The following is a 21763-nucleotide window of genomic DNA, read 5'->3' as shown; positions in this document are numbered from 1 at the left end:
CTCATGCCTTCTGGTCGGGGGTGAAGTTCATGGCATGGCCGTTGATGCAATAGCGCAGGCCCGTAGGCGGCGGGCCATCCGGGAAGACATGGCCGAGATGGGCATCGCAAGCGGCGCAGCGGATCTCGATACGGCGCATGCCGTAGGATCTGTCCTCCAACTCGACTACGGCATCCGCGCGCACGGGTTCGAAATAGCTCGGCCAGCCGCAGCCTGAATCGAACTTAGTGTCCGACCGGAACAATTCCTCACCGCAACAGACGCAGGAATAGGTGCCTTTTTCTTTGGCGTTCCAGAAAGGTCCGGTAAAAGCGCGCTCCGTGCCGCGTTCGCGGGTAATGTGGTATTGTTCTGGAGAGAGAAGCGTCCGCCATTCCGCATCTGTTTTGTTAACTTTCTTGTTTGGCACAATTGTCTCCCAATATTTTGCCGCAAAGGGATGCTATCGAAACGGTGGACATACTTTGCGACTGATTCGACAGGCCGAGCGTTTGAAGACTATTCAGTTCGTCGTAAATAGGGGGTGGGGCGACAGTTCGCAATTCAGTGTCTTGTTGAATTCCGCGGCGGGCTTGCAAATTTGCATTTGCTGTTTGCCGAGGGTGGCAATTGTCGCAAGGGAAGCCGGTCGAATTCTAGACCTTTCTCATCGGCGCGGGATCGGCGGCAGGCGTAGCGATGCTGCGTAATGCGCTGGTTAGGTGCGCCTTTCTACAATTGCAGTCTGCTGTCGTGCCTGGCGTGACCTATCCGGTCATCAGTGCAGATCAGATAGTCCGATCGGGTGTTGCAGTACCCATTTGTGATAGGGGAGCGTCTTACGTAGGCGGTTGCATGTTTTCACGGCAGTAATCAGATGCGGCGTAGTGCAAAATTCATGCTTGTCTTGCAAAAGATCTTGATTGATAAGATTTGAGAGTTTACATCAGTGCGCAATTCGAAATTCGCGATTCCAAAGTTGCGAAGCGGATGTATGGCCTGCACTGCTGTTAATGAATGGCGCGGCAGCGTAGCCGGTGGTGAACATTTAGTTAAATCAGACCAAAAAAAGAAAGTCGATTTACCATGAGCGACGGATCCAACAACACCAACTTCATCGAGCTCGCGGCGGACATCGTCTCGGCCTATGTCAGCAATAATTCGGTTGCTGCATCGGACCTGCCCGGCTTGATCAATGAGGTCCATGGTGCTCTTCAGCGTATCACCAGCGGCGTGCAGGAAGTGCCGGCCGAGGCTCCCAAGCCGGCGGTTCCGATCAAGAAGTCGGTGACGGCTGACTACATCATCTGCCTCGAGGACGGTAAGAAGTTCAAGTCCCTGAAGCGTCACCTGCGCACGCAATACAATATCTCGCCGGAAGAATACCGCGAGAAGTGGGCTCTGCCGGCCGATTACCCGATGGTTGCCCCCAACTATGCTCAGGCCCGCTCCAACCTGGCCAAGCAGATGGGCCTCGGCCAGCAGCGCCGTCGCAAGGGACGGTAATTTCGCCACGGCCCTGCCGGAACGACAACAACAGCCGGATGCCATGCATCCGGCTGTTGTTGTTTGAAGTATATAGGGCGTGTCGCCAGTTATGGTTTGGCGCTAGACGTTCGAGGCAGGAAGCGATCAGGTCGTGACCAGGACCTGCCGCGCATCGCTGCGAATGCGTTCGACAAACGATTTCAGTCCGTTGGAGCGCTGCGGTGTGAGATGTTCCTCGAGCTGCAGTTTGCGGAAGATCTCAAGTGCGTCTATGGCCAGAATCTCCGACGCGGTGCGGCCGGAATAGACGGCCACCAGGATCGCCAGGAGGCCGCGCACGATAAAGGCGTCGCTATCGCACTGAAAACCGGCCCGCCCTTCCTTCCAATGGGTGACGAGCCAGACCTGGCTGACGCAGCCCTGCACCTTGTTGGCCGCTGTCCGCGCCTCGTCGGGCAGCGGCTCCAGCGTCTTGCCGAGCTCGATCAGGTAACGATAGCGATCCTCCCAATCGTCCAGGAGTTCGAAATTCTCGATGATGACGGCGATGTCTTGGCTGCTCATCCCCTTCATATAAGTGAGATGCCGAGGAAGACAAAGCCCTCTCAGGGAATGGAAGGGCGTGGGGGAGGCAGGGCTGTGAAGCGCTGACCGGCTGGAGCGGGAGCGGCGGCGGCATCGTCACCCGGGCTGGCGAGGAGGCCGGTAAGCTGCCTGGCGCCGGCGAAGCCAGCGGCGCATTGCTGGGGACTGGCGGCGCAATAGGACAAGGCGGCGCCGACGGCCTTGTCGGCGAGGGCCGTTGCCGACAGACCCGCCAGGGCCTGCTTGTCATGCTGGGCCGGCGGCGCCGGCAAGAGCAGGGCGACCACGGCAAGCCAGAACATCATGCGCAGGATGAAGAACACGTCATGGGCTCCCGATCGATGGTCAATTCTAGCATGGGCACCATCGACAGGAGCGTGACTCATCGCACGGACGGCGGCAAAGTGAAGGGATGGTTAACCCGCCAACCCGTCTTGGTGAGGAATTGTTCACCATGTTTGGCACTTGACCCGCCAAGAGGCCTTTCCAGACGCAGGAACGGCCTGGCAGGCCCATTCTCTTAGGGTTCGTTTAAAGGACGCACTGCCATGGTCGACGGGTCATGTAGGGAGCGCGGCCGCAGGGCCGTGCCGGGGCGTTGCGTCAGTTTGATTGGTTCATATCCGCCAAGGCATCCGTCGACCGCTTGGTCCACGGATCGGCGAAACACGATCCCTTGACAGCGGCCCGACATGGTGCCTTCGTCGCCATGCTGCTCGGCGCGGCGCTGTTCGGCCTGACATTGGTGCCGCCTTTCCTGGCTTTCTCCGGTGGTCCCAGCCTCGGTGTCGGCGGCATCATGGTACTGGTTGCCGCCCTGCTCGCCATTGTCTGGCGCTTGTCCGTCACCGGTCGTCTCGATGTTGCGGCTCTACTCACCGTCCTCGCCGTCTGCGGCTTTGCCGGCATCGTCGCCCGCCACAGCGGCGGGCACAGCGCCAGCGCCTATGCGCTTCTGGCCGTCGCTCCCGCCCTCGCGCTGCTGACGGGCGCCCGCAACATCGTGATCCGCGCTATCGTCCTGGCCGGCATCACCGCCATGATGATCGCTCTGGCGGGAACGAAGATGGCGCCGCCGCCCAGTCTCGGTACGCGCTTCCTCGACGGACTGGGCGTCGTGCTTGCCCTTGCTGCCGTCGGCGGCATCGTGCTGATGGAATTGCGCCTGAGGCGCTACGACCGCCAGCTCGTGAAGTCCGGCGAAGCCCGTTATACCCTGCTGGCGGAGAACATCAGCGACCTCGTGACGCGGCACGGCAAGCGCGGCCAGGTCGTCTATGCTTCGCCGGCGTCCCAGGCGCTGTTCGGTGCCGAGCCGTCCGAACTGCTCGGCCAGGGCCTGTTCGATTATGTGCATATCGCTGACCGTCCCGCCTATCTGTCTGCGCTTTCCAGCGCCGAGATGGATGGGCTGGGCTCGACGGTCGAGTTCCGGCTGCGCCGCAAGGGGGAGGGGGCTCCCGTCTTCCTGTGGGTGGAGATGCGCTGCCGGCCGCTGGGCGAGGATGAGGACCGCCAGACGGTGGCGGTCATGCAGGACATCACCGATCGCAAGGCCTATGAGCACCAGCTCATCGACGCCAAGATCGAGGCCGAGAAGGCCAATGCCGCCAAGAGCCGCTTCCTGGCCACGATGAGCCATGAGCTGCGCACGCCCCTCAATGCCATCATCGGCTTTTCGGAGCTGATGCTGAACGAGGAGATGATGAAGCTCTCGGCAGAGCGGCGGCATGAATATGCCGGCCTGATCCATGACAGCGGCCACCATCTGCTGTCGATGGTCAACGGCATCCTCGACATGTCGAAGATCGAGAGCGGCAGCTTCGAGCTGGTGCCTGAATCCTTCCAGATCCGCGACCTCATCGAGAACTGCCGCAATATCCTGCTGCTGAAGGCGCAGGAACTCGGCATCTCCCTGGAGACCGCCATCGCGCCCGACATGCCGCCGATCATCGCCGACAAGCGCGCCTGCCGCCAGATCTACCTCAACCTGATGTCCAACGCGCTCAAATTCACCAAGCGCGGCGGCCATGTCACCATCGGCGCGCGCCAGGAGAAATACGGCGTCGCCCTCTTCGTCGCCGATGACGGCGTCGGCGTGGCGCGCGAGGACGTGCCGCGGCTGGGCGAGGCCTTCTTCCAGTCGACGGCCGGCAAGCCGTCCAAGGACTACGAACGGACCTATGAAGGTACCGGCCTCGGCCTTTCCGTGGTCAAGGGCCTTGCCCAGTTGCATGGCGGGCGCATGGAGGTCGACAGCCTGATCGGTCACGGTACCACCGTTACGGTTCAGCTGCCGTCCGATTGCGAAAGCGAAGCCTCGCGCCGGGCCTTTGCCAGCGGCGCCACCATTGAAACGCTGCCGGTGCGTCCGGCGGTCCAAGATCATTTTATCGAAGAAGAATTGGGGAAGAAGCGTGCGTGAAGCGTTAGCCCGTTCCGATCGCGATTTTCTGCTGTCGGACAAGGTCGAAGAGGCCCCCTCGCGTTATGTCGGTATCATGCGGGTGATCCTGCAGCGTCCGGCCGAGGTCGCGGGACTGGCGGTGATGGGGGGCCTCAGCCTTGCGATCCTGGTCAATGCTCTGGTTCTGCAGAACGGCACGCATACCTCGCCCTTCATCGCCCAGCGCGGCTCGGCCTCGTCGGCTCCTTCCGTTTCGGCGTCGGGTGCGGGCGCGCGTGGGGCTGACGATGCCGCTTCCCAGGACGCAGTTGCCGTGCTGCGGGATGTCCAGCTCGCCTTGGCCGAGCGCGGGCTCTATGACGGCCTGGCCGACGGGGTTCTCGGCCCCAAGACCACCACGGCGATCCGCTCCTTCCAGCAGCACAATGGCATGCCGGTCGACGGTCAGCCCAGCGCGGCGCTGCTTACCAAGATCATCGCCAGTTCCAGTCCCCTGCTCACCACCGAACCGACCGCCGCAGAGGCGCCCCCGGCTCCGCCCGTCGACCAGATCGCCGCGCTGATCAATGGCGAGCCGCCGGCCCCGGCCGGCCCACAGCCCGACAAACGCGTGCTTGGGGTCGAAAAGGCACTGGCCAAGCAGGGCTATGGTCCCCTGAAGGTCGATGGCTTCATGGCGGCCGACACGCGCAACGCCATCTCCCGCTTCGAGAAGGATCGTGGATTGCCGGTAACCGGCCAGATCTCGACGCGGCTGCTGCAGGAATTGGCCCGTTCCGGTACCAAGGTGGAATGAGCGCCCGGCTCAAATCCAGCCTGTTCGTCGCGGCTTATCTTCGCCGCGCCATGGCGGAAGGTGCCTTCGCCGCATTGCGCCAGCGCGGTTCCGAGGAGGCCGGGGCCATCTTCGTCAAGATCGACCATCTCGACGGCACCGCTGCGCTTTACGGCCCGGCGCCGCAATCGCTCATCACCGAGGATGATGGCGTGCGCCGCTTTGTGCGGATCACGCCGGCGGACGCCACGCCCTTGGATGCTGAGACGCGATTGCAGCGCGAATTCCGCTTCGACCCCGACCTCTGGGTCATCGAGGCGGAGGACCGCCAAGGCCGGCATTTCCTCGACCTCGCCGAGGAAAGCTGAGGCGGGCATTGCCCGAATTACCATTCGGCAATGTATCAAAACGTGATTCCGCAACCGGTGGCTTTGGGTGCATAGTCTGGCCCGGACGGCCGGTGATGCCTTGCCGGACGCACCATGCCCGAAAGGCCTACGCCTATTTTGTTGGGCGCGTTTTGCCCAAAAAGGGCCAATTGGCCGTAATATCGGGGCCCGATGTGCAAAATCGCACACCGGAGTCACGCCGCAGCGACGGCGGGCGGCGTTTAGTGCGTATGTACACAGACTGTTAACTTTCCTTACCTGCTAATGACCCCAAAGCGAACGGAGTCTCGATTTCTGGTGCAATCTGCTGATAGGTCCCGCCATGAGCATCGTCCTGCCATTTCCCAAACAACCTCAAGCCCCACGCCCTCCGAGTGAACAGGAGGCCCGGGAGCCTAGTGCCGAAATCCTGTTCTTCACCGGCGTGCGTATCGAGCGCCACGTGGAAGACGATCGTCAGTCGCCCCAGCCGCGTCGTGGCGCCGGTGGTGGCAAGCGCCATCGCAAGGCGTGAGTTCCAGCGACTATCTCGACCGAGCCGAAGGAGCTCTCCTCGGGCTTGCCATCGGTGATGCGCTCGGCACCACGCTCGAATTTTCAGCCCGCGACAGCCATGCTCCCCTGACCGACATCGTCGGCGGCGGGCCATTCGCCCTTCCACCCGGGGCCTGGACCGACGACACCTCCATGGCGCTTTGCCTGGCGGCGAGCCTCCAGCAGCACAAACAATTCGATCCCCAGGATTGCATGAACCGTTTCGTCAATTGGTGGCGACACGGCTATTTGAGCGCGACCGGCGAGTGTTTCGACATTGGCGGGGTAACCAGCAAGGCCCTGGCGCGCTATGAGGCCTCGGGCAATCCGTTCGCTGGCCCGACAGCCGCCGATACCGCCGGCAACGGCTCCTTGATGAGACTGGTGCCGGTCGTCATCGCCGCTCGAGGAGATCGGCAACGTGCCCTGCGGGATGCGGCGGACCAGTCCCGCCTGACTCATGGGGCCGAGGAAGCCGTCGAGGCCTGCGTCTATTTCGCAACCCTGCTGTTCGAGGCCCTGCACGGTGCGGATCCGGCGAGCGTGCTGCGGCCGAAGCACTTGCCGGAGAATCTTCCCGAGCGGCTGAGGCGTTGTGCAAGCACGGATTGGCGGCGGGTCGAACGCGATGCCATTTCCTCCAGCGGCTATGTCATGCACACGCTGGAGGCGGCGCTGTGGGCCGTATCCCGAGCCGGATGCTTCCAGGGTGCGGTGGTAGACGCGGTGAATCTGGGTGGAGACGCCGACACGATCGGCGCTGTGGCCGGCCAATTGGCCGGTGCCTTGTGGGGACGAAGCGCCATTCCGATCGCCTGGCAGCACAAGGTCGTGTGGGGCGATGAGATCATCGCGACGGCCCGCGCTCTCGCGCTGGGTTGAGAGGGTGCCGAGCGCTTTCTCTATCGAAAAATCTGTCGACGTTTCTGAACAACGCTCTAGCGACAGCTTGCGGGCTCCAGTCCCCGCTCCACATCGACCTGCTGGGTCGGTTCGGGCACGAGCGCACGCACCACGATCAGGCCCGTCGGCTCGGGGGCCTGAAGTCGCAAGGCAACCGGCAGATCCGGACCTTGCTTGGCCCTGATCTCGGCAAGCTGCGCCAGTGTGAACAAGGTCATCTCGAGCGCGCCGTTCGCGCCCGCACGGTCGGTCAGCGTGTAGAAATTGAGGCCTGCCGGCGTATAGAACGACACCGACAGAAAACCGGCATTCAGCGGAACGCGCACATGGACCGGGCCACCGGTGAGGTCGTAGCGGCAGAAAGCCGTTACGATGGCCGGGTCCGGTAGCGGCAATGGGGTCTTGTCGGCAGTCAGGATGACGAAACGTCCGAGTGGGGCGATTGCGCTCGCGCGCTGAAAGCCGGTCTGCCCGCTGAGGCGGGGTAGGGTGACGATCGTGGCCAAATGCACCACGACGCCGATGAGCAGGCCCGCGAGCGTCCATAACAGCCAGCGGATCACGGGGGGCCTCCAGCCACGCAGTCGAGCCGTTCGATTGCGGGAACGGCAATACTCCGGCCGGCCCCGAATTCCGTGGCGAGGCCTGTCGAGATCGGACTGTCATAAAGGCGCAGGATCAGGCTCATCGGTCCGGGGGAACTCGGCAGCCAGTTGCCGGGCTGGCTGTCGGGTGCCACGGTGACGGTCACCCGGCCTTCCTCGCCCCTCAGAACGGAAGCACTGGTGAAGCCGGCCCGGTTGCTGGGATTGCGGGCCAGCCTGTCGGATCGATCATAGAGGCTGAGGGTCCACCAGCGCGCCTGCGGCAGCATGGCCGAAAGGCGGTACCGGCAGGTGCCATCGAGCGCTCGCCCCGCCGAATCCTCCCACGCCGTGAAGGCAAGGCCTTCACCAGGCCCGAGAGGCAGGTCTCCACTGCGGGCGATGCGCGCGCGGCTATAGCGATCGGCCCCGAGCGGGTCGGCCAGGGGCCATGCCGTCCAGGGACCGAAGCGCAGGGCGCCGAGCTGGAAATCGGCCCCGGTAGCCCACCAGGTGAGACCGAGCCCCAGCGCGCCGCCGAGGGCAAGGGCATAGACCAGCCCCAGGATCGCGGAGAAACCTTTCATTCGATGGCCGAAACCGGCGCCGGGCGGCGCATCTGGGCTGCCTGCCTGGCAGGCGAATGATCGGCCTGCTCGATCAGGGTGGCGACGTCCCGCAGGATCTGTGTCGCGTTGCGGGTGAGGACAGGCGGCGGCGCAGGAGCCATCTGCGCCGCATCCGCCGTATCGGGGGCCGACGGTTCGGCCTTGCTGGGCTGCTGCACCGGCGGGAAGGGGGCAACGCCGGGGATCGGCCGGATTTCCACGCCTTGGTGAGCGACGGTCATCACCTGCTGCCAGGTCATGGCCGGAAGGGAGCCGCCGGTCATCTCCTCCGTGGGCTGGAAATTGTCATTGCCATACCAGACCCCACCGATGAAGTTACCGGTAAAGCCCATGAACCACGCGTCGCGATAGGAATTGGTGGTGCCGGTCTTGCCGGCCACCTTGATGCCGGGCAGCTGGGCTCGCTTGGCCGTGCCGTTTTCGACCACGCTGTTGAGCATGCCGTTCATATCGGCGATGATCTTGGGGTCGATCACCACCGGATCCTCGCGGGCGGGATCGAACTTATGCAGAAGGTCGCCCTTGGCATTGCGGATCTCCAGCGCGGCATGGGGGGGCGCCTTGTGTCCGCCGGACGAGAAGACGCCATAGGCGCCGGTCATCTCCAGGAGATTGACGGCCTCGACCCCGATCGGCAGGGCCCAGGACTCCTTGAGCTCCGTCTCGATGCCCATGGTTTTGGCCGTCTCGATGATCATGCGCCGGCCGTCGGCGGCGCTCTTGCTGAGGGCCAGGGAGATCTTGACGGGGATGACGTTGATCGAGCGGGTGATGGCCTGTGTCAGCGTGATCGGACCGGAGAATTTGTGGCCGAAATTCTGGGGACACCAGTTTCGGATGCAGACGGGCGAATCCACCACGATGGATTTGGGCGTGAAGCCGTTCATCAAGGCGGTGGCATAGACGAAGGGCTTGAAGGAGGAGCCGGGCTGGCGCAGGGCGTCCGTGGCCCGGTTGAACTGGCTCTGGCTATAATCGCGTCCGCCCACCATGGCGCGTACAGCGCCGTCGGGCTCCATGACCACGATGGCACCCTGGTGCACGTTGTAGTCCTTGCCATATTGGCGCAGATTCGATTCCAGGGCGTTTTCCGCCGTTGCCTGGATGATCGGATCCAGCGCTGTGCGCACCACGAACACGGATTCGCTGCCCAATGCCCCGTCATCGGCGAGGTCGGCGATCTCGCCATAGGCCCAGTCCAGATAATAGTCGGGTGCCTTTTCCCGCGCCCGATCGACCGGCGTGGCCGGATTGCGGCGGGCACCGGAGACCTGGCCTTCGGTCATGAAGCCGGCGTCGACGAGATTGCTGAGCACCTGGTTTGCACGCCCACGCGCCGCCGCGAGGTTGTTGGTCGGTGCGTATTTGGTCGGTGCCTTGAATAGGCCGGCCAGCATGGCCGCTTCCGCCAGGGAGACGTCGCGCACCGACTTGCCGAAGTAATATTGCGCCGCCGCCTCGATGCCGAAGGCACCCCCGCCCATATAGGCGCGGTCGAGATAGAGCTTGAGGATTTCGTCCTTGCTCAGATGCCCCTCGAGCCAGAGCGCCAGATAGGCCTCGCGGATCTTGCGTTCCAGCGTGCGCTGGTTGGACAGGAAGAGATTCTTGGCGAGCTGCTGGGTGATCGAGGAGCCGCCCTGCACCACGCCGCTCGCCTGGCTGTTGACGGTGAGCGCGCGCAGCGTGCCGATGACATCGATGCCGAAATGATCGTAGAAACGCCGGTCCTCGGTGGCGAGCACGGCCTTGATGACATAGTCGGGCATGTCGGCCAGGGCGACGCTGTCATTGCTGCGGATGCCGCGCTGGCCGACGATGTTGCCGTAGCGATCCTCGAAAGTGACGGCGATGTCGGCGCGGCGCAGCCAGTCATCGCCGATCTGGCGGATTGCCGGCTGCATCAGCATCAGGCCGAAGATCATGCCGGCCGTGCCCAGCGTCAGCCCCTCGCAGCCGACTTCAACCAGCATCCGGCGCCAGCCCGAGACCTGGAACCTGTTGGAGATGTCGGAGCCGCGCTCGATCCCGGCCCGCACTTTCTGCCACGACGCATAGACGGCGTTGTCGAGCCACGAGTCCAAACGAAGGGCGGCGCGGCTCAGGCGCTTTCGAAAGGACGGCTCTGGCTTGCGTTCAGGCACGATGGAACCAACCGGTACGCGAAAGACGTCAGGATGGACAGTCTAACCCCCGGTCGCCGATCCTGAAAGACCCACGCTGATTTTCCGCCGGGCATGGCAAATGCCATGGCTTGCGAAATTTTTTATTCGTGCCTGTCGGCGCCGGATGTGGCGCGTCGTCCTTGGGATAAGTCCGAGAGTTTTGCCCATGAGGAGGAAGACCATGGCTGAAATCGCCCCGAACGGCATGAACACGCTGTCGCCCCATCTGGTCTGCGATGGCGCAGCCGATGCCATCGAATTCTACAAGAAGGCTTTTGGCGCCGAAGAGATGATCCGCCTGCCCGGACCCGACGGCAAGCTGATGCATGCCTCGATCAAGGTCTGCGGCAGTTCGGTCATGCTGGTCGACGCGAACAAGCAATGGGGCCTGCTATCGCCCAAGATGCTCAACGGCACCCCCGTGACCATCCATCTCTTCGTCGCCGACGTCGACGCTTTCGTCGCCCGCGCTGTCGAGGCGGGCGCCGAAGTGGCGATGCCGGTGCAGGACATGTTCTGGGGAGACCGTTATGGCGTGATCAAGGACCCCTTCGGGCATCATTGGTCGATCGCCACCCATCAGCGCGATCTCACCGTCGAGGAAATCCAGGAAGGTATGCGCAAGATGGCCTGCTGAAGCGCTCCCTTCCGGCGGCCCGCCTTCTCACGAAGGGTGACTCTGACCGGCTGTTCCGCTATGGCAACGGCGATGGAACAGCCTTCGAAGCCCTTCTGGAAGACCAAGCCCCTGGAGGCCCTCTCGCCGGAGGAATGGGAGAGCCTTTGCGACGGCTGCGGGCGCTGCTGCCTGGTCAAGCTCGAGGAAGAGGAAACCGGCGACACCTATTTCACCGATGTCGCCTGTTTCATGCTCGAATGCCACAGTTGCCAATGCTCCGACTACGAGCATCGCAAGCGTCATGTTCCTGACTGCGTCACGCTGACGCCCGAGCTGGTGCGCACCATCGATTGGCTGCCGCCGACCTGTGCCTATCGGTTGGTCGCCGACGGCGAGGATCTCTATTGGTGGCATCCCCTGGTTTCGGGGGACCCCAATACCGTGCACCAGGCCAATGTCTCGGTGCGCGGCAAGGTCAAGGCCGACGACAAGCAGGTGGGCGAGGGCGAGTGGGAAGAGCACGTGGTGCGTTGGCCCGCGCGCGTACCCAAGGCGGCTCGCAGGCGCTGAAGCCTGTGTGAAGGCGACGCTCCGCCGCTCTGCCTGAAACGTCAGGATGGGAGCCGTGGCGGTTGCCTGCGGGCTTTCCTGACGCAACGGCAGCAAACGCCATTCGAGCGAGCCGAAGACGGGTGGAATCGCGGCGACGGGGAAACGGCATGGCACCGCATCGTCGAGCATCGCTGTGCGGACATTCTGGGAATTGCCCCACTCGGGCAGCATTCCAGCAACACAGCACGCTTATCTTTGCATCATTCAAAAGGAGTTGCGGGATGGAAACGCTTGTCGATATCGGCTCTGCTGCCGTGCTCATGATCTTGGCGGGCATGATCTTGCATGTTGCCCTGTCCATGCCGGTCTGAGGTTAGAAAATACTAAGTTTACTCTTTGGTAAACATGTTTTGTCGAAGGAGAGGAGTTTGTGCGTTTTCGCACAGAGCGAATACGCGCAAATGTTCGAAATAGGGCGTGTTGAACATCAGATTCGGGGGAAGATTGATGACACGTGCGCAACTGGTTTTCGATCGTCCTGAGCGGGTGGCGGGCTTCGGCCGCGTGAATCCCTCGGCGGCTGGACGGCATCTCAGTTTTGCGATCTCGACTCTGTCCTTTGTCGTGATCGCTGCCTCCGTCTTGTTCCTTGCTTCATTCTTCTAAGCTCGGCCGCCGGCATTGGCCGTTTCGAGCGCGACCATGGGGCTGCATGTGACCTCGGAAAGCAGTGCTCAGGATTGAAATAGCGAGGGCAGGGGCCACAGGAACGATCGCAGGGCCTGCGATCGCTGGCGATGAGCGTCTCGCTTACTGAAAGCGCACAGGGGAGCCGGCTCTGTCGGCCATGGTCTCGATGAAGGAGCGATAGGCCGAGACGGCGGTGACGGCGGTGATCGTGCCGCAATCGCGCCCCTTGCCACCCATCACGGCCGAGATCACGCCGACCAGTACATAGCTCGCACCCTGGCGCTGGAACACCGGGCCGCCCGAATCGCCCCGGCAGATGCCGTTGTTGTTGATGGTGCGGCGGGTTGCCTTGTGATCGATCAGGAAGAGCTGGTGGGATTTGCTGTCGATCTGGTCCAGCATGTCGAAGCGCCGTTCACGCAGCTTGCCGGCGCTGCTGACCACGCGATCGCGGCTCATGCCGAAGCCGGCGACCTGGACGTCGACGAAACTGCCGTCATCGGCGATACGCGAGGCCAGCGGCACCGGCACCAGCCAGTCGGGAAAATCGTGGTCGACCCGGATCAGCGCGATATCGTTGATCGCGGCCGAAGTGCCGAGCGCCGTGACGTCGAACTGGGGATGGATCGCCACCTGGGTCGCTTCGGCAAAGCGGAAACGGAACTGGGTGTCGAGGGCGCGGATGCGATAATCGCCATGCCCGCTCAGGAAGCAATGAGCAGCCGTGAGCACAAGCTTGCGGGAAATTACCGTACCACTGCATTTGGTGCCGCTCGGCCCGGTGATCTGCACCACATGACTGCGCACGCCGGTGGGATCGGTGACGTCGCGACCGCCTTTGATCGCCAGGGCTGGCATGGTGAGGGTCACGAAGGACATGACAGCGGCGGCGAGGCGGGTTTTCATCATGGCTAAGCTGTAGAGCATTTCCAACCAAAACCAAATTATTGCGCGTTCGGGCGGATTCTTCTTGAGCGAGTCTCGGATTCGACCTGGAAGAATCGGCCGGGTCTCAAACGCCGGGCGGTCATGGCAGGGACGCTCCCATTCGCGCTGCATTGCTGCGAATCCAGGGTAGGGCGGTACCCAGCAGGGCCACGCCCGTCATGCCGCCGCAGCCCCGACCGCTATTGGCGCCCACGGCCGAGGCCAGCACGCCCACGAGCATGCCCTCGCGCAGCACCGGACCGCCCGAATCGCCCTGGCAAGCGCCGCCGACCCCGCTGCTTTCGCGCAGGCGCAATTGCACCCTGGAGATGGGCGGAGCTCCTTCCAGCGCGATCTCGCGCAGGACGCCGCCGCTCTTGCCGGCATTCTGGGCAGTCAGGCCGAATCCGGCGACGCGGTAAACCGCACCCGCGATGCCTGCTTCAGCCGTCAGGGAAAGCGGCGCATAGCCCGCCAGGGGCGTATCGAGCTTCACCAGGGCAAGATCGATGGTGAAATGCCGTTTGTCATAGGCCTTGGCATCGAATTGGGGATGGATCGCCACGCTGCCGAGCTGTGACAGCACCGGCTTGCCGGCCTGATAGGTCAGCAGGCGGTAATTGGCGCCCTTGCGCACGCAATGACCCGCCGTCAGCAGAAGATCGGAAGCAATGACGGTGGCCGAGCAAAAACTGCCGCGATCGGAGACGATCATCACGACATGGCGGGCCATATCGGCGGCTGCCGGGCTGCCGCCGACGATGGCATGGGCGGGCAACGCCGACACAAGAGCCATGACCAGAGCTATGACCAGGCTCAGAAGAGCGATCATGGGTGAGCGCAGGACCCAGGTCGACATCGATGCCAGCATCCGTGACTGGCGTGGCCTGGGCGAGCACCAGCCGGCACCTGTCGTATTAACGGGGCGCTCCTTCTGGCGAAAGGCGGGATTGAGCATTACGTTCATGCCGTGTTCAGTGGCTCTGCACAATGATGATGGCTCGAATCGAGGGGAATTGCGGCGAAATCTAGAGCAAGGCGCGTCGGGCGGAAATGCCGCCTTGTTCTAACTCCTTGTTTCGGCGCGTTTTTGGATTTTGCACGAGGCGAGCTATAGCAGAAGGATGAGGATGGGGCGGATATCTTCCTTAGCCGTGGCCCTTGCCCTGGGACTGGGGTGGTTTGTGGCGTTGCAGCCGGCGATGGCTGCCTGCGTCAGCCTCAGCGAGGCGCGCCCGCTCGTGAAGTCAGGTACGATCGTGCCTCTTCTTTCGGCATTGGGTGCTGCTCGACGTGCGGTAAAGGGAGAGATGATCGACGGCAATTTGTGTGGAGACCCTGGCAATTACCGCTATGTCGTCACATTTCTGGGGACCGATGGTCGGGTGATAAGAGCGACGATCAACGCCAAGACCGGCGAAGTCGTAGGTGTGAAGTAAAGGAATACCGATGCGGCTTCTCGTGGTCGAGGATGATCAGGATCTCAACCGCCAACTGGTCAAGGCGCTTGAAGAGGCCGGCTATGCCGTCGACCGGGCCTTCGACGGCGAGGAAGGCCATTTCCTCGGTGATACCGAACCTTATGATGCCGTTGTGCTCGACGTCGGGCTGCCGAAGCTCGACGGCATTACCGTGCTCGACCGCTGGCGCCGCGCCGGCAAGGTGATGCCGGTGTTGATCCTGACCGCCCGGGATCGCTGGTCCGACAAGGTGATGGGATTCGATTCGGGGGCGGACGATTACGTCGCCAAGCCCTTCCACATGGAAGAGGTCCTGGCACGTCTTCGCGCGCTCATCCGCCGTACCACCGGCCATGCCACCAATGAACTCGTCTGCGGCCCCGTGCGCCTCGATGCCCGGGCCGGCCGCGTGGTGGTCGACGGCAACCCGATCAAGCTCACCTCGCATGAATATCGGCTGCTGGCCTATCTGATGCACTATACCGGGCGCGTCGTGTCGCGCACCGAATTGGTCGAGCATCTATACGACCAGGATTTCGACCGTGATTCCAATACGATCGAGGTGTTCGTCGGCAGGCTGCGCAAGAAACTGGGTGTGGATGTGATCCAGACCGTGCGCGGCATGGGCTATATCCTCACGCCGCCGGACGCCATGCGCGTATGACCACACGCTCGCTGGCCTTCCGCCTCTTCGTCGCCGCCGCGGCCTGGGTGGTGGTGGTGCTGGTGGTGGCGGGCGTGGTGCTCTCCTCCGTCTACCAGCATGCGACCGAGCGCTCCTTCGACGAGCGCCTGCATGTCTATCTCAAGACGCTGGTCGCCGATATCGCCGGCGCGGATGTGGGCGACCGCACGGCGCCAGGCGCCATGGGCGAGCCCCGTTTCGAGTTGCCGCTGTCGGGCTGGTACTGGCAGATCAACCGCCTCGACAAGCCGGCTTCCAATGGATCCAAATCGCTGTTCGAAGCGACCTTGCCGAGCCTCGACGACCAGAACACGCCCGGCGAACCCAGCGGTGTGCGCGAGGGCTATATCAAGGGCCCGGACGATCGCCGGCTGCGTGCCGTCGAGCGTCTGATCGATCTTGGGGAGGACGGCCGCTACCGGGTAACCCTGGCCGGCCCTGCCGATGAGATCGACAGCGCCATTTCCGACTTTCAATATTCGCTGCTGCTGACCTTTACCGCACTTGGCGTCGGGCTGCTCGCTGCGATTCTGCTGCAGGTACGCTTCGGCCTCAGGCCGCTTTCGCGCATCAGCGGTGCGCTGGCGCGCATGCGCACTGGCGAGGCGGCCAAGCTGCCGCCGGACCTACCCGACGAGATCGTGCCGCTTGCGCGTGAACTGGATGCGCTGGTCGACGCCAACCGGGAAGTGGTCGAACGGGCCCGCACCCATGTCGGCAATCTCGCCCACGCCCTGAAGACGCCCTTGTCCGTCATCGCCAACGAGGCGGGTACGGCGCCGGCCAGTCCCTTGGCCGAACAGGTGGGCCGACAGGTCGGCGTGATGCGCAAGCAGATCGATCACCACCTCCAGCGCGCGCGCATCGCCGCCGCCGTCAGCGTGGTGGGAACGGTGACCGAGATCGCACCGGTGATCGAGGGGCTGGTCCGGGCCATGGAGAAAATCCATGCCGTCAAGCGCCTGAAGATCACGGTTCAGGTCGATCCGGCGCTGCGTTTCCGCGGTGAGAAGCAGGACATCGAGGAAATGACCGGCAATCTCATCGACAATGCCTGCAAATGGGCGATCAGCGAGGTAATGATCCGGACCGAGGCGTTCCACCTGGATGGCGCGATGTTCGCCCGGATTATCATCGACGATGACGGACCGGGCCTGTCACCCGAGAAGCGCGCCGAGGCGGGACAGCGCGGCAAGCGGCTCGACGAGACCAAGCCCGGCACCGGCCTCGGCCTCGCCATCGTACAGGATCTCGTCTCGCTCTATGGCGGCCGTTTCAATCTCGATGAAGCACCGATCGGCGGTCTGCGGGCCATCCTCGATATTCCCGCCCTGCAGGGGCCGGTACCAACAGCCGGCGCCCGGCCATCCTCGCGAAGCGGTGAAGGCGCGACGGTCTAGAACCAAACACGTTCAGATGCGAACACTTGTTGGTTCGACTTCTCCAGTCCGGCGCGTCTTTGCGATTTCTGGTGGTTCCACCAAGTCGCAAAACCGGTTGGGCCGGTATCAGGATCACTTTCTCGTATCACGCGGAACACCTGCCCCTTGCGACACTGAGAGACGGTTGGCGCGGGGCGTTTTTGCGTGTAAGGCTGCCGACAGCTTATGCTCTTATGCTTAGGTCAGGGGTCCTATGACAAAATCGATCGTCAAGCTGTTTGGCCTGGCTGTGGTGGCGCTGCCGCTGGCAGGATGCGGGCTTACCAGCTCGACCACCCAGCCGACCGTCGCCGCCGCGCCGCCCACGCCTGCCACCAGCAATTCGCCGATCCTCGACAGCCTCGATCCCGCCGATCGCGCCCGCGCCGAGCAGGCTCGGCGCACGGCCCTGGATGGCAAGGCCAAGGTCAGCATCGACTGGAAGAGCGACAGCAACGCCACCACCCATGGCAGCGTGGTGGCCGGGCCACTGCAGAACCAGGGTGCGGCTCCGTGCCGGCAATATTCCCAGACCGTCTACAAGGACGGCGTGCCGAGCGTCGCCCGTTCGACGGCGTGCCGGCAGCCGGATGGCGGTTGGGTCAACAGCTGAGGCGTTTTGCGATTGGGCGGAAGGGCCGGGAATCGCAGCGACGCGTCGGGACGACAAGCCGGAGCGAAGAGGTGTTCGGTCATGAACGCGCTTTGCTGCGGCGATATCTGGGCGGGCGGGGGTGCGGTCGCGCACGCTGCCCGCAGCCGATGGGTGATAAGGCGTCTCTGCGCGTTTGAAACGCCCAAATTAGGCCTTATGGCCAGCGCAAGAGATCTCGAATGCTCCTTTGGATAGCCCTGGCCGCCATGACCGGCCTCGCAGCTCTGGCATTGCTGTGGCCGCTGGCGCAGCGTGGCGGCGCCGTGACGCCGCAGGCATCCGATGTCGCCATCTACAAGGACCAGTTGGCCGAGATCGATCGCGATCTCGAGCGCGGGCTGATCGCCGGGAGCGAAGCGCAGGCCGCCCGCATCGAGGTCTCCCGCCGGCTGATCGAGGCCGATGAGGGAGAGAAAGCCGAGAAGGACCGGCAGCCGGCCGCGCAGGCGGCCAGCGGGCGGCGGAGGTTTGCCGCGTGCGTCGTCCTGGTGGCGGTCCCGCTGCTCAGCCTTGGGCTCTATGCCTATCTTGGCTCGCCGTCGAGTCCCGACCAGCCCCTGGCGGCCCGGCTGGACGGCAATATCGAAAACGCCTCGCTCGATGAACTGGTGGCCCGGGTCGAAGCCAAGCTGGCGGAGAATCCCGAAGATGGCCGCGGCTGGGAATTGATGGCGCAGATCTATCTGCGCCAGCAGCGCTTCGAGGATGCCAAGCAGGCCTACGCCAACGCCCTGCGGCTGCTGGGATCGACCGCCGAACGCGAGGCCAATTTCGGCGTCGCCGTCGTCGCTGCCGCCGACCGCATGGTGACGGCCGACGCCAAGGCCGCCTTCCAGCGGGCCCTCAAGCTCGATCCCAAGGAATTCCGCTCCGCCTATTTCCTCGGTCTCGCCAAGGAACAGGACGGCGACAAGAAGGGGGCGATCGAGGCCTGGCAGGCCCTGATTGCCGACAATCCCAATGCTGCCGACTTCCTGCGGCAGGAAATCGCCAGGGTCGGCGGGCAGCCCGGATCTGCTCCCGATGGCGCCGCTCCCGATACGGCTGCACGTGGCCCTTCACAGGACGATGTCAGGGCCGCCCAGGCGATGACTCCGCAGGAGCGCGGCAAAATGATCCAGGGCATGGTGTCCGGGCTGTCCGAGCGGTTAAAATCGCAAGGGGGCAGCCCGGAGGAATGGATGAAGCTGATCAAGGCCTATAGCGTGCTCGGGCAGGCGGACAATGCCCGCACTGCGCTCGCGGATGCCCGCAAGGCCCTGGCCAATTCGCCCGATGCCGTCAGGCAGATGGACGAGCTTTCGAAGGCATTGGGTCTATGACGCGCAAGGGCAGACGTCTGGCGATGATCGGCGCAGCCGGTGTGGTCCTCGCGGCTGCGGTGGGCCTGGTGCTGTTCAGCCTGGGCGGCACCATGTCCTATTTCGCCGGTCCGAGCGACATCGTTGGCAAGCAGACCACGCCAGGCCAGCGCTGGCGGCTGGGCGGTCTGGTGGAGCAGGGCTCCCTGCAACGCGGCAGCGCGTCGGAGATCACCTTCACGGTGACCGATACCAACAAGTCGATCAAGGTCGTCTATTCGGGTATCGTGCCCGATCTCTTCCGCGAGGGGCAGGGCGTGGTGGCCGAGGGCGTGGTCGACAGCGCCGGTGTCTTCCAGGCCGATACGCTGCTGGCCAAGCATGACGAGAAATACATGCCCAAGGAAGTGGCGGATGCGCTGAAGGCGCAAGGCCACTGGGAAGAGGGCGGCGCCTACGGGAAAAAGCCATGATCGTCGAAGCCGGCCACTACGCACTCGTTCTCGCCCTCACGCTCGCCGTGATCCAGTCGGTGCTGCCGCTGTGGGGCGCTCGCGCGGGCGATCTCGGGCTGATGCGCATCGGCACCAGTTCCGCCCTGTTCCAGCTTCTCTTCGTTGCCATGGCGTTCGGCGTGCTGACCTATGCCTATGTCAGCTCGGATTTCTCGCTTACCAACGTGTTCGAGAATTCCCATTCGGCCAAGCCGCTGCTCTACAAGATCACAGGCGTGTGGGGAAACCATGAGGGCTCGATGCTGCTCTGGGTCCTCATCCTGGCGTTTTTTGGCGGGCTGGTGGCCGCCTTCGGCCGCAACCTGCCGCCGACGATGAAGGCGACCGTGCTGGCGGTGCAGGCCTGGATCAGCGCTGCCTTCCTCTTGTTCATCCTGCTCACTTCCAATCCCTTCACCCGCCTCACGCCAGCACCGATGCAGGGGCAGGATCTCAACCCGATCCTGCAGGATGTCGGCCTCGCCATCCATCCGCCGCTTCTCTATCTGGGCTATGTCGGCTTCTCCATCGCCTTTGCCTTTGCGGCTGCCGCATTGATCGAGGGGCGCATCGATGCCGCCTGGGCGCGCTGGGTCCGGCCCTGGATCCTGCTGGCCTGGATCTTCCTGACCCTGGGCATCGCCATGGGCTCCTATTGGGCCTATTACGAGTTGGGCTGGGGCGGCTGGTGGTTCTGGGACCCGGTCGAGAATGCCTCGCTGATGCCGTGGCTCGCCGGTACGGCGCTCCTCCACTCCGCTTTGGTGATGGAAAAGCGCAATGCCCTCAAGGTGTGGACGATCCTGCTCGCGATCCTCACCTTCTCGCTCTCCTTGCTCGGCACCTTCCTGGTGCGCTCGGGCGTGCTCACCTCCGTGCACGCCTTCGCCACCGATCCCAGGCGCGGCGTGTTCATGCTGGCGATCCTGGTGCTGTTCATCGGCGGTGGCCTCAGCCTGTTCGCCTGGCGCGCTTCAGCCCTGAAGCAGGGCGGCATCTTCGCGCCGATCTCGCGCGAGGGCGCGCTGATCCTCAACAATCTCCTGCTCACGGTGAGCTGCTTTGCCGTGTTCATCGGCACGCTCTATCCCCTGGCGCTGGAGGCCCTGACCGGCGGCAAGGTGTCGGTCGGTCCGCCCTTCTTCGACCTGACCTTCGGGCCGCTGATGCTGGCGGTGCTGGTGGTGATGCCGTTCGGCCCCTTCCTTGCCTGGAAGCGCGGTGACCTGGCCGGTGCCATGCAGCGCCTCGCTGCTGCGATCGGCCTCGCTATCCTGGCCGCGCTGGTGACGCTATGGCTCAAGCAAGGCGGGCCGGTGCTGGCGCCGCTCGGCGCGGGCCTCGCCTTCTTCATCATGGCGGGAGCGGTGGTCGAGATCGCCGGGCGCATCAAGCTGTTCCGCGAGCCGCTGGGATCCAGCCTGCGCCGGGCAACCGGCCTGCCGCGGTCGGCCTTCGGCACGGCCTTTGCCCATTTCGGCGTCGGCGTGACGCTGATGGGCGTCGTTGCCGCCTCGGCCTGGCAATCGGAGACCATCGTGGCGATGAAGCCCGGCGATACCGCCGGCTTCGGACGCTTCCAGGCCACCTATGTCGGCGCAGTACCCAGGCGCGGCTCGAACTATACGGCCACCGAGGCGCAGTTCGTCATCCGCCGCGATGGCGTCGAGATCGGCCGTATGACGTCCTCCAAGCGTTTCTACCCGGCGCGCCAGATGCCGGTGACGGAAACGGGCATCAGCACCCATGGTTTCGACCAGATCTATATCGGCCTCGGCGACAATCTGCCGGATGGTGCCATTGCGGCGCGGCTCTATGACAAGCCGCTGATCACCCTGATCTGGCTCGGCTGCCTGATCATGGCGTTGGGCGGCCTGTTGTCCCTGTCGGACCGTCGCCTGCGCGTCGGCGCTCCCAAGCCGGCGCGCCGACTTGCCCAGACCATGCAACCGGCCGAGTAGGCGATGGTGAAGCGTTTCATCCTCGCCTGCCTTTTCGGCCTCATGGTGCTGCCGGCCCTGGCCGTGCAGCCGGACGAGGTCTTGCCCGACCCGGCCCTCGAGGCACGCGCCCGCGCGCTGTCGGCGCAGCTGCGCTGCATGGTCTGCCAAAACGAGTCGATCGACGATTCGAATGCCTCGCTCGCCAAGGATCTGCGCATCCTCGTGCGCGAACGCTTGAAGGCCGGCGACAGCGACGCTGAAGTCAAGGACTTCCTGGTTGCCCGCTATGGCGATTTCATCCTCTTGAAGCCGCCTCTGGAATGGCGAACGCTCGCTTTGTGGTCGGGACCGCCCGCATTGCTGTTGCTGGGCGGCATCGCCATCTTCCTGTCGACGCGGCGGCGGCACGCCGCCGCTCCTGCACCGCTCAGTTCGGATGAGCAGGCCAGGGTCGACGATATCCTCAAGCGGGAAGGCTAGAGCATCGTGCCGAAAAGCGGACGCTGATTTTCGGCAAAAGCGATGCGACAACAATAGCCTGCAGCATCGGATCGCCCCGGCTGCCGAGCTCGCGGTGC

Annotated in this window: 24 protein-coding genes; 16 read left to right on the top strand and 8 right to left on the bottom strand. The window is 63.8% G+C overall.

Annotation, left to right across the window (positions count from 1 at the left end):
- Position 1 precedes the first annotated feature (1 nt).
- Entirely contained in the window at positions 2–409 is a 408-nt protein-coding gene (msrB, locus tag QM672_RS18305) for a peptide-methionine (R)-S-oxide reductase MsrB (protein ID WP_311933380.1), read from the bottom strand.
- Positions 410–1065: 656 nt separating this feature from the next.
- Here msrB and QM672_RS18300 point away from each other — a divergent pair.
- The gene (locus QM672_RS18300) at positions 1066–1485 is read left to right on the top strand and encodes a MucR family transcriptional regulator (protein ID WP_068288823.1); all 420 of its coding nucleotides are present in this window, start codon (positions 1066–1068) and stop codon (positions 1483–1485) included.
- A 126-nt stretch (positions 1486–1611) separates the two neighbouring features.
- On the opposite strand, the gene QM672_RS18295 is transcribed toward QM672_RS18300, so the two are convergent.
- Together QM672_RS18295 and QM672_RS18290 are read right to left on the bottom strand one after the other, a co-directional pair.
- Positions 1612–2031: a SufE family protein gene (locus QM672_RS18295; protein ID WP_311933379.1), complete on the bottom strand. Its 420-nt coding sequence runs from the start codon at positions 2029–2031 to the stop codon at positions 1612–1614.
- A gap of 41 nt (positions 2032–2072) precedes the next feature.
- Positions 2073–2375, bottom strand: coding sequence for a hypothetical protein (locus QM672_RS18290; protein WP_415084269.1), 303 nt, complete (start codon positions 2373–2375; stop codon positions 2073–2075).
- A 353-nt stretch (positions 2376–2728) separates the two neighbouring features.
- Between QM672_RS18290 and QM672_RS18285 the strand changes: the two genes are divergently transcribed.
- From QM672_RS18285 to QM672_RS18265, 5 genes are all read left to right on the top strand, one after another.
- Positions 2729–4477: a PAS domain-containing sensor histidine kinase gene (locus tag QM672_RS18285; protein ID WP_367624062.1), complete on the top strand. Its 1749-nt coding sequence runs from the start codon at positions 2729–2731 to the stop codon at positions 4475–4477.
- Positions 4470–5255, top strand: coding sequence for a peptidoglycan-binding domain-containing protein (locus QM672_RS18280; protein ID WP_415084267.1), 786 nt, complete (start codon positions 4470–4472; stop codon positions 5253–5255). The genes QM672_RS18285 and QM672_RS18280 overlap by 8 nt, the downstream gene beginning before the upstream one ends.
- A complete protein-coding gene (locus tag QM672_RS18275; RefSeq protein WP_311933375.1) occupies positions 5252–5602 on the top strand; it encodes a DUF1491 family protein in 351 nt (116 codons plus the stop codon). The genes QM672_RS18280 and QM672_RS18275 overlap by 4 nt, the downstream gene beginning before the upstream one ends.
- A gap of 343 nt (positions 5603–5945) precedes the next feature.
- Positions 5946–6137 carry a hypothetical protein gene (locus tag QM672_RS18270; RefSeq protein ID WP_311933374.1) on the top strand — a complete coding sequence of 64 codons (192 nt, stop codon included), beginning with the start codon at positions 5946–5948 and terminating at the stop codon, positions 6135–6137.
- Complete coding sequence (locus QM672_RS18265; RefSeq protein ID WP_415084265.1) at positions 6134–7039, top strand: ADP-ribosylglycohydrolase family protein; 906 nt, start codon at positions 6134–6136, stop codon at positions 7037–7039. Before QM672_RS18270 ends, QM672_RS18265 begins: the two co-directional genes overlap by 4 nt.
- A 56-nt stretch (positions 7040–7095) precedes the next feature.
- Here the strand turns inward: QM672_RS18265 and QM672_RS18260 are convergent, their stop codons facing one another.
- Genes QM672_RS18260 through QM672_RS18250 form a run of 3 tightly spaced genes read right to left on the bottom strand, consistent with a single transcriptional unit; the run spans position 7096 to position 10357 of the window.
- Entirely contained in the window at positions 7096–7623 is a 528-nt protein-coding gene (locus QM672_RS18260; RefSeq protein WP_311933372.1) for a DUF1254 domain-containing protein, read from the bottom strand.
- Complete coding sequence (locus QM672_RS18255) at positions 7620–8231, bottom strand: DUF1214 domain-containing protein (protein ID WP_311933371.1); 612 nt, start codon at positions 8229–8231, stop codon at positions 7620–7622. The genes QM672_RS18260 and QM672_RS18255 overlap by 4 nt, the downstream gene beginning before the upstream one ends.
- Positions 8228–10357: a transglycosylase domain-containing protein gene (locus QM672_RS18250; RefSeq protein WP_367624058.1), complete on the bottom strand. Its 2130-nt coding sequence runs from the start codon at positions 10355–10357 to the stop codon at positions 8228–8230. The genes QM672_RS18255 and QM672_RS18250 overlap by 4 nt, the downstream gene beginning before the upstream one ends.
- A gap of 262 nt (positions 10358–10619) precedes the next feature.
- Between QM672_RS18250 and QM672_RS18245 the strand changes: the two genes are divergently transcribed.
- Together QM672_RS18245 and QM672_RS18240 are read left to right on the top strand one after the other, a co-directional pair.
- Positions 10620–11075, top strand: a complete 456-nt coding sequence (locus QM672_RS18245; protein ID WP_415084262.1) for a VOC family protein — start codon at positions 10620–10622, stop codon at positions 11073–11075.
- Positions 11076–11135: 60 nt separating this feature from the next.
- The gene (locus QM672_RS18240) at positions 11136–11627 is read left to right on the top strand and encodes a YcgN family cysteine cluster protein (protein ID WP_367624056.1); all 492 of its coding nucleotides are present in this window, start codon (positions 11136–11138) and stop codon (positions 11625–11627) included.
- Between the two features lie 792 nt (positions 11628–12419).
- On the opposite strand, the gene QM672_RS18235 is transcribed toward QM672_RS18240, so the two are convergent.
- Complete coding sequence (locus tag QM672_RS18235) at positions 12420–13208, bottom strand: S1 family peptidase (protein WP_415084260.1); 789 nt, start codon at positions 13206–13208, stop codon at positions 12420–12422.
- A 118-nt stretch (positions 13209–13326) separates the two neighbouring features.
- On the bottom strand, positions 13327–14193 hold the full coding sequence (locus QM672_RS18230; RefSeq protein ID WP_415084258.1) for a S1 family peptidase: 867 nt from the start codon (positions 14191–14193) through the stop codon (positions 13327–13329).
- A gap of 187 nt (positions 14194–14380) precedes the next feature.
- Between QM672_RS18230 and QM672_RS18225 the strand changes: the two genes are divergently transcribed.
- From QM672_RS18225 to QM672_RS18190, 8 genes are all read left to right on the top strand, one after another.
- Positions 14381–14665 carry a hypothetical protein gene (locus tag QM672_RS18225; RefSeq protein ID WP_311933365.1) on the top strand — a complete coding sequence of 95 codons (285 nt, stop codon included), beginning with the start codon at positions 14381–14383 and terminating at the stop codon, positions 14663–14665.
- A gap of 10 nt (positions 14666–14675) precedes the next feature.
- Complete coding sequence (locus QM672_RS18220; protein ID WP_068296769.1) at positions 14676–15350, top strand: response regulator transcription factor; 675 nt, start codon at positions 14676–14678, stop codon at positions 15348–15350.
- A complete protein-coding gene (locus QM672_RS18215; protein WP_415084255.1) occupies positions 15347–16771 on the top strand; it encodes an ATP-binding protein in 1425 nt (474 codons plus the stop codon). The genes QM672_RS18220 and QM672_RS18215 overlap by 4 nt, the downstream gene beginning before the upstream one ends.
- Before the next feature lie 235 nt (positions 16772–17006).
- Positions 17007–17405 (top strand): hypothetical protein, encoded by a 399-nt coding sequence (locus QM672_RS18210; RefSeq protein ID WP_311933362.1) that lies wholly within the window; start codon positions 17007–17009, stop codon positions 17403–17405.
- A 221-nt stretch (positions 17406–17626) separates the two neighbouring features.
- Positions 17627–18769 carry a c-type cytochrome biogenesis protein CcmI gene (gene ccmI, locus QM672_RS18205; protein WP_415084253.1) on the top strand — a complete coding sequence of 381 codons (1143 nt, stop codon included), beginning with the start codon at positions 17627–17629 and terminating at the stop codon, positions 18767–18769.
- Positions 18766–19221 (top strand): cytochrome c maturation protein CcmE, encoded by a 456-nt coding sequence (ccmE, locus tag QM672_RS18200; protein ID WP_311933360.1) that lies wholly within the window; start codon positions 18766–18768, stop codon positions 19219–19221. The genes ccmI and ccmE overlap by 4 nt, the downstream gene beginning before the upstream one ends.
- Complete coding sequence (locus QM672_RS18195; protein ID WP_311933359.1) at positions 19218–21203, top strand: heme lyase CcmF/NrfE family subunit; 1986 nt, start codon at positions 19218–19220, stop codon at positions 21201–21203. The genes ccmE and QM672_RS18195 overlap by 4 nt, the downstream gene beginning before the upstream one ends.
- 3 nt (positions 21204–21206) lie before the next feature.
- Positions 21207–21665: a cytochrome c-type biogenesis protein CcmH gene (locus tag QM672_RS18190; RefSeq protein WP_311933358.1), complete on the top strand. Its 459-nt coding sequence runs from the start codon at positions 21207–21209 to the stop codon at positions 21663–21665.
- Positions 21666–21763: the final 98 nt, after the last annotated feature.

Origin of the sequence: Labrys sp. (in: a-proteobacteria), from assembly GCF_047605565.1 — a bacterium.
In the GTDB taxonomy this organism is placed as follows: domain Bacteria; phylum Pseudomonadota; class Alphaproteobacteria; order Rhizobiales; family Labraceae; genus Labrys; species Labrys neptuniae.
The sequence above is the reverse complement of the archived record's forward strand: the minus strand, read 5'-3'. Positions and strand labels throughout refer to the sequence as shown.

What these genes read in the sequence shown, in the direction of transcription:
- QM672_RS18300 (WP_068288823.1), top strand. Translation starts at nt 1,066, where the DNA reads ATGAGCGACGGATCCAACAACACCAACTTCATCGAGCTCGCGGCGGAC.
- QM672_RS18295 (WP_311933379.1), bottom strand. Translation starts at nt 2,031, where the DNA reads ATGAGCAGCCAAGACATCGCCGTCATCATCGAGAATTTCGAACTCCTG.
- QM672_RS18275 (WP_311933375.1), top strand. Translation starts at nt 5,252, where the DNA reads ATGAGCGCCCGGCTCAAATCCAGCCTGTTCGTCGCGGCTTATCTTCGC.
- QM672_RS18270 (WP_311933374.1), top strand. Translation starts at nt 5,946, where the DNA reads ATGAGCATCGTCCTGCCATTTCCCAAACAACCTCAAGCCCCACGCCCT.
- QM672_RS18255 (WP_311933371.1), bottom strand. Translation starts at nt 8,231, where the DNA reads ATGAAAGGTTTCTCCGCGATCCTGGGGCTGGTCTATGCCCTTGCCCTC.
- QM672_RS18245 (WP_415084262.1), top strand. Translation starts at nt 10,620, where the DNA reads ATGGCTGAAATCGCCCCGAACGGCATGAACACGCTGTCGCCCCATCTG.
- QM672_RS18240 (WP_367624056.1), top strand. Translation starts at nt 11,136, where the DNA reads ATGGCAACGGCGATGGAACAGCCTTCGAAGCCCTTCTGGAAGACCAAG.
- QM672_RS18235 (WP_415084260.1), bottom strand. Translation starts at nt 13,208, where the DNA reads ATGATGAAAACCCGCCTCGCCGCCGCTGTCATGTCCTTCGTGACCCTC.
- QM672_RS18230 (WP_415084258.1), bottom strand. Translation starts at nt 14,193, where the DNA reads ATGAACGTAATGCTCAATCCCGCCTTTCGCCAGAAGGAGCGCCCCGTT.
- QM672_RS18220 (WP_068296769.1), top strand. Translation starts at nt 14,676, where the DNA reads ATGCGGCTTCTCGTGGTCGAGGATGATCAGGATCTCAACCGCCAACTG.
- QM672_RS18215 (WP_415084255.1), top strand. Translation starts at nt 15,347, where the DNA reads ATGACCACACGCTCGCTGGCCTTCCGCCTCTTCGTCGCCGCCGCGGCC.
- QM672_RS18210 (WP_311933362.1), top strand. Translation starts at nt 17,007, where the DNA reads ATGACAAAATCGATCGTCAAGCTGTTTGGCCTGGCTGTGGTGGCGCTG.
- ccmI (WP_415084253.1), top strand. Translation starts at nt 17,627, where the DNA reads ATGCTCCTTTGGATAGCCCTGGCCGCCATGACCGGCCTCGCAGCTCTG.
- ccmE (WP_311933360.1), top strand. Translation starts at nt 18,766, where the DNA reads ATGACGCGCAAGGGCAGACGTCTGGCGATGATCGGCGCAGCCGGTGTG.
- QM672_RS18195 (WP_311933359.1), top strand. Translation starts at nt 19,218, where the DNA reads ATGATCGTCGAAGCCGGCCACTACGCACTCGTTCTCGCCCTCACGCTC.
- QM672_RS18190 (WP_311933358.1), top strand. Translation starts at nt 21,207, where the DNA reads ATGGTGAAGCGTTTCATCCTCGCCTGCCTTTTCGGCCTCATGGTGCTG.